The organism is Sulfurospirillum diekertiae, from assembly GCF_002309535.1.
Lineage (GTDB): Bacteria > Campylobacterota > Campylobacteria > Campylobacterales > Sulfurospirillaceae > Sulfurospirillum > Sulfurospirillum diekertiae.
In genome coordinates, this window is sequence record NZ_CP023275.1 from 328696 (window position 1) to 340895 (window position 12200).

Sequence of the window (12200 nt, forward strand, 5' to 3'; positions counted from 1 at the left end):
GATAAAAACCATTGAAAGAGTGAAGAGAGAAAATTCTCTCTTCACATGAGTATTTTAGCGAGAGCGCATACGTCTGAGCTGTCCATCTTGCAGCTCTTCTTTAGTAATTTTACCGTCTTTGTTGGTATCAAAGTAGGCAAAATCAGGTGAATTGGCAGCATTTCTCATAGGCATCCCCGCTTCCGCCCTTGCGCTCATACGCTCAGCTTTCACTGCATCAAACTCTTCTTTGGTAATGACCCCATCTTTGTTTTTATCATACGCTTCAAATGCAAGAGGTCCACGCGTTGTATCTGCGGCAAAAAGATTTAAACCTACAAAACTTACCATGGTTAAAAGCATGAGTGCTTTTTTCATTTTGACTCCTTCGTTTGGATTGTTTTAAGTAATTCTAAGAGCTCGATAGGCTTTACATGTAAAGCTTCTGCACACTCTTTCAGTGTTGAATTCTCTGTTGCATTAAAGCCTTTTTCGTGGATAATTTGTAGTGCTTTTTCAAGCTCAAATGCTTGTTGTATGCTTGCTTCTTTAAGGGTTAATTTACCATATCCTCCACCAGAAGAAGAACTTTGAGGTTGAGGTTTGGTGTTAATGATATCAAAAATTTGTGCGGGAGATTTGCCGTTTTCTTTTGCAATTTGTGCAATAGATTTTGTAAGCGTGGCACCTTGAATTTGATGAGCGTTCAGTTGTGACATGATGGTAATAACATTGCTATTAGTACGCTGTGAAAACTCTTCTAAACTTGAGAGTTCAGCATGTCCATAAGGTGCTTGATCGGCTTTTTTTTCCCAAGAGGCTTTTATCTCATCTTGAAAATCCAAAAATTGTTCGAATGGTACCCAATAATAAAGGGTTCCAAAAAGAAAAAGAAGATTCAATCCAAGGGCTAAAAGAAACTCTTTAGTAAACAGTGAAAACTCTCGTGATTTGTTCATCAAATAGTTGATAAGTGCATTCCAATTAAGATAAATATGAAAAAGCATACCTACCAAAAAAAGCACCATAAAGGTTACATGTAAATGAGTATAGTGTGTTTTATCAAGCCCTAAAATCTCCCAGTTCGTCCAGTTGGCTACTCTGCCTTTGGGGGAAAGAAAAAGGATAATGCCTGTGTAACTCATTACAAGAAAAGAAAATCCGATACATAAAGAGATAAAGCGTCTGAGCGAGTACATGTGAGTCCTTTATTTTCTTATAATATAAATAAACTTTGCTGATAGTATGACACTTTAATGTTAAAAGAGTGTTAACGCTATCTTAAGTCCCTATTGGATAAAATAGAGAACTTTTTGATGTAAAGGATATTTCATATGAGAGGCTACAAAGTCTTTGCAGGAACAGCAAATCCAGAGTTTGCTAAAAGGGTTGCCAAACATCTTTCATTACCACTTTCAGCGGCTGAAATCAAACGCTTTAGCGATGGTGAGATCAGTGTTCAAGTGAGTGAGAGTGTACGTGGAAAAGATGTTTTTATTATTCAATCAACATGTGCCCCTGCGAATATTAATTTAATGGAATTGCTTATTCTAACCGATGCTCTACGCAGAAGTTCAGCGAACAGCATTACTGCGGTTATGCCTTATTTTGGCTATGCACGACAAGATAGAAAAGCGGCTCCTCGTGTTCCTATTACGGCAAAACTTGTTGCCAATATGATTCAAACAGCAGGTATTGATCGTGTTGTAACCATTGACCTTCATGCGGGTCAAATTCAAGGCTTCTTTGATATTCCTGTTGATAACCTTTACGGTTCTATCATATTTAACGATTACGTTAAAGCTAAAAATCTTAAAAATCCTATCATTGCAAGCCCCGATATTGGTGGTGTTGCACGTGCTCGAAGTTTTGCAAAACTTTTGGGCGTTGATATGGTTATTGTCGATAAGCGTCGCGAAAAAGCCAATGTATCAGAAGTCATGAACATCATTGGTGATGTTGCGGGTAAAGATGTTATTTTGGTTGATGATATGATTGACACAGCAGGTACCATTGTCAAAGCGGCTGAAGTGTTGAAGAAAAAAGGTGCAACCAGTGTTATGGCATGTTGCACACATGCGGTTTTAAGTGGTCCAGCGTATGAGCGTATTTCTAAAGGTGATTTGGATGAGCTTATCGTTACTGATACTATTCCCCTCAAAGAAGCCAATGATAAAATCAAAGTGCTTAGTGTTGCTCCTGTCTTTGCAGAAGTTATTCGTCGTGTCTATCACAATGAAAGTGTCAATGGATTGTTTGTTTAATGCAGAAACATATTCGTAATTTTTGTATTATTGCTCATATCGACCATGGTAAAAGTACCTTAGCCGATCGTCTTATTCAAGAGTGTGGTGCGGTCAGTGCGCGTGAAATGACGGCGCAGATGATGGATACTATGGACATCGAAAAAGAGCGTGGCATTACCATTAAAGCACAAAGTGTGCGACTGACCTATGTGAAAGATGGACAACCCTACATTCTTAACCTTATCGACACTCCCGGCCACGTTGACTTTTCCTATGAAGTGAGCCGTTCTTTAGCTTCCAGTGATGGTGCGCTTTTGGTGGTCGATGCCTCTCAAGGTGTTGAAGCCCAAACCATTGCCAATGTCTATATTGCTTTGGAAAATAACTTAGAAATTATTCCCGTTCTTAACAAAATAGACCTTCCTGCGGCTGATCCTGAGCGTGTGAAAGATGAGATTGAGCATACCATTGGACTGGATTGTTCCGAAGCTTTAAGTGTTAGTGCAAAAAGCGGTATTGGAATTAGAGAACTTCTGGACACACTGGTCGATAAAATCCCCGCTCCAACAGGTGATGAAAATGCTCCTACCAAAGCGCTCATTTACGATAGTTGGTTTGACAACTATTTAGGTGCGCTTGCGTTGGTTCGCGTTTATGATGGCGCGATCAAAAAAGGGCAAGAAGTCTATGTCATGGGTACGGGTAAAAAGCATGAAGTCTTAAACCTTATGTATCCGCATCCCCTTGTGTTAGAAAAAACACCGATGATTAAAACGGGTGAAGTGGGCATTGTTGTACTGGGGCTTAAAAACGTGGGTGATGTTAAAGTCGGCGATACTATTACGGATTTTCGGAATAAAACGAAAGAGCCGATCGCTGGGTTTAAAGAGGTCAAACAGTTTGTTTTTGCGGGACTTTACCCGATTGAAACTGATAAATTTGAAGAGCTTCGAGACGCACTCGATAAGCTGAAACTCAATGACTCAAGTATCTCCTATGAGCCTGAAACGTCTGCCGCACTGGGCTTTGGCTTTCGGGTTGGCTTTTTGGGGCTTTTGCATATGGAAGTCATTAAAGAGCGTTTGGAGCGAGAGTTTGACCTTGATCTTATCGCAACCGCCCCAACGGTAACCTATAAGGTGAAAACGACCAAAGGGACAGTTTTAGACATTCAAAACCCAAGTCAACTGCCTCCGGTCAATGAATTTGAAGAGATTCAAGAACCGTATGTCAAAGCAACCGTGTTAACACCGACGGAGTTTTTGGGCAACATTATTATACTCATGAATAACAAACGTGGTATGCAAAAGAAAATGGACTACCTCAGTCCTGAGCGTGTGCTTTTGGAGTATGAAATTCCACTTAACGAAATCGTGATGGACTTTTACGACAAACTCAAATCAGTCTCTAAAGGGTACGCAAGCTTTGATTACGAACCGATTGGGTATCAAGTGGGTGATTTGGTCAAGCTTGATCTTTTGGTTGCAGGTGAGCCTGTGGATGCGCTTTCCATCATTGTGCCTCGTGTGAGCGCGCAAACTAGAGGACGTGATTTTGTTAAAGCGATGAAAGAGATCGTTCCACGACAGCTTTTTGAAGTAGCGATTCAAGCGAGTATTGGCACGAAAGTCATTGCGCGTGAAACGGTTAAATCTATGGGTAAAAACGTGACCGCGAAATGTTACGGTGGTGATATTACGAGGAAGCGAAAACTGCTTGATAAACAAAAAGAGGGTAAGAAACGCATGAAATCCATTGGTAAAGTGCAACTGCCGCAAGAAGCGTTTCTCACCATCCTCAAAATCGACTAATCTTTACATGTAAATGCGTTGCCATCTTTGTTTAAATCTTAGTTGGCAACCACTTTGTAAAACCTGCCTGCAAACCATTTTAGCCCCAACGCCTGCTTTTAGGGTGTTGGAAAGCGGACTGAAAGTCTACTCTTTTTATAACTACAACGACATAGCGCCACTGCTCCACACCAAACATACCTACATCGGCGCTAAAATCTTCGCACAACTTGGGCATCACACCTTCTTTGAATTTTTAAAAACCTTTGAACTCCCCAAGGGCATTTGTGCCATTCCCATCGACGATCATGTGAGACACGGCTATTCACACAGCGCCATTTTAGCCAAAGCCACCAAACCATTTTTAACACCACTGTATGGAAGTTTAAGAGCGCAAAATCATGAGAGTTATTCGGGCAAAAGCAGAGCCTTCAGACAAGCCAATAAACGCAATTTCATCGTTACATGTAAAGATGAAATGGATGTTATTTTGATTGATGATATTGTCACCACGGGAAGTACTTTGGAAGAGGCGCATGAGACACTTAAACAGCATGGGGTGAACGTATTGTTTGCACTTGTTTTGGCAGATGCGAAAGAGAACTAATCCAGTCTCTTTCAACATTTACATGTAAAATGTTTTAGATATCTTTTGCCAACTCTTTTTCTTTACGAATAATATACCAACCAAGAATAGCTCCCAATAAAAAGACAGCGATAACATAAAAACCTGCGGCGTATTTGCTGAAAAAGTTTGCTAGAATTGGGATGAGAAAAGCAGTTAATGCCCCTGTGATAGCGTAGGAAATATTGAACGAAAAAGCAACGCCACTGTACCTGACTTTTGCAGGAAAGGCTCTTACCATGTAGTAAGGGAATGCCCCAACGATACCAATACTAAAGCCAACAATGGGATACGTGATGTAGAGCATTTCTCTGCCTGCAGAAAGGGATGAGAGGAATACGATCGTTGCGATAACAACAAAAAGGCATCCTATCATAATGACTTGACCAATCGAAAATTTATCGGTAAGGTAGCCATAAAAGACACATCCAAGCGCTAAACCAGCGGTTGCAAGCAGTCTTGAAATAGAGACATCCATTTCGGAAAAACCAAATTGTCCTTGTAAATAGACATGCGACGTAACGATAATCACCATGATGCCCGCAGAGAGAACCCAGGTGAGTAAAATAGAAAGTGTCACTTGGGGTAAATAATTGGACAAAACGTCCCAAATAGGTAATTTTTTCGAAATTTCCTTCTCGCCACGTTGTTGCATTTCAAGAAAAATAGGCGTTTCTTTGAGCCATTGTCTTAGGTACATGGCAATAAAACCGAAAATACCACCCACGATAAAGGGAATTCTCCACGCCCAAGCATGCATTTCGCTTGCATTAAAATTGCTTTGCATTAAGATAGAAACGATAGAGCCAAGCAGAATGCCAAGTGTCAGGCCCGAAGTCAGTGTTCCACACGCAAGCCCAACTTTATCTTTTGGTACATGCTCCGCTACAAAGGTCCAAGCACCGGGTATTTCACCACCGACTGCAAGTCCTTGACAAACACGAAGAAGTAGAAGAAAAACAGGCGAAAAATAACCCACAACGGCATAGGTTGGTAGACAACCAATCAGAAGTGTAGGAATAGCCATCAGAAGAATACTGAGAGTAAACATACGTTTTCTGCCCAGTAAATCGCCAAAATGTGCCATGACAATGCCACCAAAAGGACGTGCTAAATAACCGGCTGCAAAAATACCAAATGTTTGTAATTGACTCAGCCACATAGGCATGTCTGCAGGGAAAAACAAGCTACCAATCACTTTGGAAAAAAAGACAAAAATAATAAAGTCATAAAACTCTAATGCTCCACCAAAAGCAGAAAGGGAAAGTGTTTTGTAATCTTGAGCGCAGAGCATTCTTTTATGCTTCATTGCCGTATGTTGCTGAGCCATTGTGCTGTCCTTTGGTTTTTAAAAGCTTAAATTATAACGAAAATTTATCGGACGCAATAGGTTTTACATGTAAAAAACTGTTTATAAAATAAGCATTGAAAATAGGAAGTGTGGTAGATTGAATTTTGTTGGTGAGCCAGTTTAGACTCTATCACATGAATTTATAAGAATAGGTGATGGGCTATTTTTCTCTACATGTAATTTCATCATCAGCAAAAGTATTTGGTACATGTCTTTGTCATTACGTTTTGCAATCGTTTTCAATGTATCTTCATCCTTTTCAACTGTAATATGGTTTTCCAAAAGTTTTTCTTTTATGAAATCAGCATCAAAATGAAACAGTACACACAGTGCATGAAAAGATTGATGTTTAGTATTTTGAATCAGAAAGTCTATGTTGTCTTCATTGCGGATATGTTTGTTCAAAATAATGGCAATACTTTCTTGCAAAAGTTTTCGAATCGTGCATCTTCTTAACCAAGCATGTACGCCTAAAAGCCCGATAATTATAAGTGCAGCCAGCTTATGTAACAGGAGGTTTGAGAATGTATAAGAACCTAATACAAAAGCGATTCCCGTGGTATAAAGAGTAATAAACATCACAATAATGGCTATAATTATTATGACTTTAAGAACTGTTTCATTAAAGCGTGTAAACATAAAATTCCTTTAAAAGGGGTCAGGGCTAAACTTTTAACTTTTCAATATTCCATGTTATAATTCTAGCAAAAAAAGATGGTAAGTATGTCACGAAGGTTACGCATTGAAAGTTTAGGCTATCATCATGTCTATAACAGAGGAGTTGCTAAAAGTGCAGTATTTATAGACGAGATAGATAAAGCAAAGTTTATAGAACTGATGGCCAGTATGGCGAGAGAGTATAAATTCAATATCCATGCTTTTTGCCTAATGGACAATCATTATCACATTTTAGTTCAAAATACACGGGAAAATCTCTCTTCAGGAATGCGTCAACTGGGCGCACAGTATGCAAGTTACTTCAATAAACGCCATTGCAGAGTAGGGCATTTATGGCAAGATCGCTTTAAGTCATGGTATGTTTTAGATGACAAATACCTCTTCACGCTTTTCAAATACATCGAATCCAATCCGCTTAAAGCTAAAATGACAAATATAATCGGCGAGTACATGTACTGCGCAACGTATAGCATGCTCAAAGATGCCGTGCCACCTTTCTTGCAAAATTCATTTGTATTGCGAGATTACAATACACAAGAGTTGTTTGATCTTTTAAGTATTCCTCTAAGTGCTTTGGAGCGTTTAACTATAGACGCATTTCACAAAACAAAGTATAAGCATGAAGATGGTCAGATAGCACTTTTACACAAAGAAGAACTATCAAATTACTTTTTACATGTAAAGAATAAAGAACAACGAAATGAAGCGATAAAAAATGCATATGAAGATGGATATAGCAAAACAGATATTGCAAAAAAACTTTCTCTAAGCGTTGCAGGAGTGAGTAAAATTCTCAAAAGTTAAAAGTTTAGCCCTGACCCCTATTGAAACCAAAGGAAAAGTAAAGTACAATGAAACAATTTTACATTGCAAGGCTAATGAATGGATAATATTTTTGATTCGAACCAAGACATCAAAACAGTAAGTATTGAAGAGTCGATAAAGACCAGTTATCTTGATTATTCGATGAGCGTTATCATTGGGCGTGCACTTCCGGATGCACGAGATGGACTAAAACCCGTACACAGAAGAATTTTATATGCGATGAATGATCTTGCGATCTCTTCGCGCAGCCCGTACAAGAAATCAGCCCGTATCGTCGGTGATGTTATCGGTAAATACCATCCACATGGTGATACAGCGGTTTATGACGCTCTTGTTCGTATGGCACAGCCGTTTTCAATGCGAATTCCGATTGTTGATGGACAAGGAAACTTCGGTTCAATAGACGGCGATAGTGCGGCAGCGATGCGTTATACGGAAGCGAGAATGACACCACTGGCAGAAGAGCTTCTTCGCGATCTTGATAAAGACACTGTTGATTTTGTTCCAAACTATGATGATAGTATGATCGAACCAGACGTATTGCCAAGTCGTGTTCCTAACTTACTTCTTAACGGCTCAAGCGGTATTGCAGTTGGTATGGCAACGAATATTCCACCACACTGCTTAGACGAGCTTTTAGACGCACTTCTTCTTTTGATTGAAAATCCAGAAGCAACCTTAGATGAGGTGATGGAGTTTATCAAAGGTCCTGATTTTCCAACTAGTGGTATTATCTTTGGTAAAAAAGGAATTCTTGAGGCGTATAAAACGGGACGCGGTCGTGTAAGAATACGTTCTAAAGTGCATATTGAGAAAAAAGGCAATAAAGATATCATTGTTATTGATGAGCTACCATATCAAGTCAATAAAGTTCGTTTGATTGAGCAAATTGTAGCGCTTGTTAAAGACAAGATGATTGAAGGTATCAGTGAAATCAGAGATGAAAGTGATAGAGATGGTATTCGTTTGGTCATTGAGCTTAAACGTGAAGCGATGAGCGATATCGTTCTCAATAACCTTTATAAATCCACCAATCTTGAAGTGACTTTTGGTGTTATTTTACTTGCAATTCATAACAAAGAGCCAAAAGTCTTTACGTTGATTGAGCTTTTACTCCTCTTTTTACGCCACCGTAAAACGGTTATTATTCGCCGTACTATTTTTGAGCTTGAAAAAGCCAAAGCCAAAGCCCATATTTTAGAGGGTTTAACAATTGCACTTGATAACATTGATGAGATCATCGCACTTATTAAAGGCAGTGCCGATACGAAGAGTGCAAAAGACGGCTTGATCGAACGATTTAATCTCAGCGAAGTTCAAGCGGGCGCTATTTTAGACATGAGACTCCAACGCCTTACAGGACTTGAGAGAGAAAAAATTGAAAATGAGCTTGCAGAATTGCTTAAAGAGATCCAATATCTTACAGACATTCTTAAAAGTGAAGTTGTGTTAAATGATCTTATCAAAAAAGAACTGATTGAAATTAAAGACAAATTCAAATCAAAACGTATTACAGAAATCGTTGATGATTATGATGATATTGACGTTGAAGATTTGATCGCCAATGAGTCTATGGTTGTAACCATTACACATCGTGGTTATATCAAACGTGTACCATTGAAACAGTATGAGAAACAAAAACGTGGTGGTAAAGGTAAAATTGCAGTAACCACATACGATGATGACTTTATCGAGAGCTTCTTTGTTTCCGATACCCATGACACGTTGATGTTTGTGACAGACCGTGGACAACTCTACTGGCTCAAAGTTTATCGAATTCCAGAAGGAAGTAGAACCGCTAAGGGTAAAGCAGTTGTTAACCTCATTCAGTTACAAGCGGATGAAAAAATTATGGCAATTATTCCAACAACCGATTTTGATGAAACCAAATCATTGGCATTCTTCACGAAAAACGGTGTCATCAAACGTACCAACCTTAGTGAATTTAAAAATATCCGCTCCGTGGGCGTTAGAGCGATTACATTGGATGATGACGATGAATTAGTCACCGCAAAAGTCGTAACGCAAGAAACGAAAAATCTTTTCATTGTCACTAAAAAAGGTATGTGTATACGATTTGAAGTAAGTGATGCAAGAGAGATCGGCAGAACTGCACGAGGGGTCACAGGCATTCGCTTTAAAGAAGAGAATGATCGAGTTGTAGGTGCCGCAGTAATTTATAACGATCAAGAAGAGCTTTTAACTGTCACTGAAAAAGGTATCGGAAAACGTACAACGGCGGAAGAGTATCGATTGCAAGGCCGTGGTGGTAAAGGTGTGATTGCTATGAAACTTACACCGAAAACTGCCGATCTAGTAGGTGTTGTTATTGTTGATGAAGACAAAGACCTTATGGCACTGACAAGCAATGGTAAAATGATTCGTGTTGATATGGAAACCATCCGAAAAGCAGGACGTAATACCAGTGGTGTTAAGGTTGTTTCAGTTGAAGGTACTGATATTGTTGCAAGTATTGCGCGATGCCCAAAAGAAGAGATCGATGAGCTTGAAGGTGAATTTGAAGAAGGAGACGAGGGTTCTAATGAAGGAAGCTTGATCTCTGATATAACTCCAAGCGAAGAGTAATTGGAATAGTAGTTGCTTAAAGATAAAAAAATATTTAAAGGTGTCCCTATGAATAGATGGTTTGTAACACTTTTGGCAAGTTTGGGTTTAATTTTATTGGTTGCAGGGTGCTCAGCAAAAAAGGATGAACCACCTAAAAATCCAAAAGACGCTATGTATGATTTTAGTAATGAAAAATCAATTGTCGTTTATGGTGAAGGTATTGCACCTCAAAATACAGTTTCTCCAGCACAAGCAATTGCATTAGCAAAACGTGCTGCAATTACCGATGGGTATCGCCAACTGGGAGAGAAACTTTATGGTGTCAAAATCAATTCTACTGAAACCGTTAGAGATGCAATGTTGAAAGATTCTCGTATTACTGCACAAGTGAATGCTTTGATTAAAGATGCTGCGATTACGGATGCAACCTTTAAAGATGGTTTGTACAGTATCCGTATGGAAGTTACTATGAGTGCACGTAGGTGGCAAGAACTTTTTGCTTATTAATAGGTCTGACACAAGCGCTTTTTTGCAGTGATCTTTTTTGGTTTTCATACAAAATTGTCACTGTAAATGGCCTTGTCGTTTATGAACAAAAAAACATTGCTCCTGTAATGATCCCTTATGAGGGCAAAGTACAGAAGTTATGCTCTATTGTGCTATCCAACACGCAAAACCTTCCTAAAGAGCAATTTTTGCGAAAACACTTTGATGATATTCTTCCCTGCTTCTATCAACTTTCCTCACATCTTCTTGCCTGGGATGATCAATATCTGAAACATGGAAATGATAGGATAGAGTTGGTCATCGAGCCGGTGCGCTTTACAGTAGATTTTAAAGATGAATTCGCTACCATAAATGCCATTAGGTAAAACTTTTTTTGGTAGGATTGATTCAAAATGCATGTTGCAATTGTAGAAGATGATATAAATATGAGAAAATCCCTTGAGATAGCACTTGGGGAGTATGAAGAATTTAAAATCTCTACGTACAAAAGCGCACTTGATGCACTTAAAAAGATTGATTCCAGTGTCGATTTGATTGTGACGGATATTAATATGCCTGGGATGGACGGTATTGAGTTCATTAAAAAACTAGATGGTGCTTATGACATCATCGTTATTACAGGCAATGCAACACTCAGTCGTGCCATTGAGTCTGTTCGTTTAGGTGTGAAAGATTTTTTGACCAAACCTTTTGAAATTGAAACGCTCGTTGAAGCCATTAAACGACACGATAAAATACGAACCAAAGTAAAAGAGAGTTTTGAAAAGATCGATAGTGCTAAAGAGGAAAATGGCGATTTTATAGCCACTTCACCCGAGCTTGAAAAAGCATTAACGATTGCAAGAAAAGCAGCAAAAACAGATGTGAGTGTGCTTCTTTTAGGAGAAAGTGGTGTGGGTAAAGAGCTTTTTGCCAACTACGTGCATAAAAACTCTCCGCGCGCTAAAAATCCTTTTGTAGCGATCAATATGGCGGCTATTCCAGAAAACCTTTTGGAAAGTGAGCTTTTTGGTTATGAAAAAGGCGCATTTACCGATGCTATCGCGGAGAAAAAAGGCTATTTTGAAGTTGCCAATGGCGGAACACTTTTTTTAGATGAAATTGGCGAAATGCCAATGACACTTCAAGCCAAGCTTTTAAGAGTCATTCAAGAACGCGTGATGGTGCGTGTGGGTGGAACAAAAGAGTTAACAATCGATGTTCGTATTGTTTCCGCAACAAATGCCGATATTAAAAGAAGCATCAAGGAAGGTCACTTTAGGGAAGACCTTTACTATAGGCTCAATACGATCCCTATTGAAATAGCACCGCTTCGACAACGTAAAGAGGAAATTTTACCGATTTGTGAGGTAATTTTAGAGCGTGTTACAAAGAAATATGGTTTGCAAAAACGCTATTTTTCAGAAGAAGCAATTGAGTCATTAATGACGTATCGATGGCCTGGTAATATTCGTGAGTTGATCTCTGTGGTAGAGCGTGCAGTGATCTTAAGTGATACGGAAGCGATTAGCAAAGAAGACCTTTTCTTAGAGAGTCGTAACTGGTTTAGTTCGTAGTAGACATAACAATAGACTTTTTTGATAACTTAATACCAGCACCATTGGGTTATTAAAAAAGTCTCACATAAAAAT

General features: G+C 39.0%; 12 protein-coding genes. 8 read left to right on the forward strand and 4 right to left on the reverse strand.

The genetic code is table 11. From position 1 onward, the window contains the following. Positions 1-54: 54 nt before the first annotated feature. Positions 55-357, reverse strand: a complete 303-nt coding sequence (locus tag SJPD1_RS01760; protein ID WP_096045703.1) for an EF-hand domain-containing protein — start codon at positions 355-357, stop codon at positions 55-57. Next, positions 354-1178 (reverse strand): DUF4405 domain-containing protein, encoded by an 825-nt coding sequence (locus SJPD1_RS01765; protein ID WP_096045704.1) that lies wholly within the window; start codon positions 1176-1178, stop codon positions 354-356. The genes SJPD1_RS01760 and SJPD1_RS01765 overlap by 4 nt, the downstream gene beginning before the upstream one ends. A 135-nt stretch (positions 1179-1313) precedes the next feature. On the opposite strand from SJPD1_RS01765, the gene SJPD1_RS01770 reads away from it, so the two are divergent. The 3 genes from SJPD1_RS01770 to SJPD1_RS01780 are packed head-to-tail and all read left to right on the forward strand — an operon-like array spanning position 1314 to position 4622. Continuing rightward, positions 1314-2243, forward strand: coding sequence for a ribose-phosphate pyrophosphokinase (locus tag SJPD1_RS01770; RefSeq protein ID WP_087437622.1), 930 nt, complete (start codon positions 1314-1316; stop codon positions 2241-2243). Next, positions 2243-4036, forward strand: coding sequence for a translation elongation factor 4 (lepA, locus tag SJPD1_RS01775; protein ID WP_096045705.1), 1794 nt, complete (start codon positions 2243-2245; stop codon positions 4034-4036). The genes SJPD1_RS01770 and lepA overlap by 1 nt, the downstream gene beginning before the upstream one ends. Before the next feature lie 13 nt (positions 4037-4049). Continuing rightward, complete coding sequence (locus SJPD1_RS01780) at positions 4050-4622, forward strand: ComF family protein (RefSeq protein ID WP_096045706.1); 573 nt, start codon at positions 4050-4052, stop codon at positions 4620-4622. Between the two features lie 34 nt (positions 4623-4656). On the opposite strand, the gene SJPD1_RS01785 is transcribed toward SJPD1_RS01780, so the two are convergent. Together SJPD1_RS01785 and SJPD1_RS01790 are read right to left on the reverse strand one after the other, a co-directional pair. After that, positions 4657-5970, reverse strand: coding sequence for an MFS transporter (locus SJPD1_RS01785; RefSeq protein WP_226372225.1), 1314 nt, complete (start codon positions 5968-5970; stop codon positions 4657-4659). A gap of 141 nt (positions 5971-6111) precedes the next feature. Next, positions 6112-6630 carry a hypothetical protein gene (locus SJPD1_RS01790; RefSeq protein ID WP_096045707.1) on the reverse strand — a complete coding sequence of 173 codons (519 nt, stop codon included), beginning with the start codon at positions 6628-6630 and terminating at the stop codon, positions 6112-6114. Between the two features lie 84 nt (positions 6631-6714). Here SJPD1_RS01790 and SJPD1_RS01795 point away from each other — a divergent pair, with 84 nt between their 5' ends. From SJPD1_RS01795 to SJPD1_RS01815, 5 genes are all read left to right on the forward strand, one after another. Further along, entirely contained in the window at positions 6715-7473 is a 759-nt protein-coding gene (locus SJPD1_RS01795; protein ID WP_096045708.1) for a transposase, read from the forward strand. Positions 7474-7551: 78 nt separating this feature from the next. Further along, complete coding sequence (gyrA, locus tag SJPD1_RS01800; RefSeq protein WP_096045709.1) at positions 7552-10080, forward strand: DNA gyrase subunit A; 2529 nt, start codon at positions 7552-7554, stop codon at positions 10078-10080. Between the two features lie 48 nt (positions 10081-10128). Next, complete coding sequence (locus SJPD1_RS01805) at positions 10129-10569, forward strand: LPP20 family lipoprotein (protein WP_087437627.1); 441 nt, start codon at positions 10129-10131, stop codon at positions 10567-10569. Next, complete coding sequence (locus SJPD1_RS01810) at positions 10545-10934, forward strand: hypothetical protein (RefSeq protein WP_096045710.1); 390 nt, start codon at positions 10545-10547, stop codon at positions 10932-10934. The genes SJPD1_RS01805 and SJPD1_RS01810 overlap by 25 nt, the downstream gene beginning before the upstream one ends. Positions 10935-10961: 27 nt before the next feature. Further along, positions 10962-12125 carry a sigma-54-dependent transcriptional regulator gene (locus tag SJPD1_RS01815; protein ID WP_096045711.1) on the forward strand — a complete coding sequence of 388 codons (1164 nt, stop codon included), beginning with the start codon at positions 10962-10964 and terminating at the stop codon, positions 12123-12125. Positions 12126-12200: the final 75 nt, after the last annotated feature.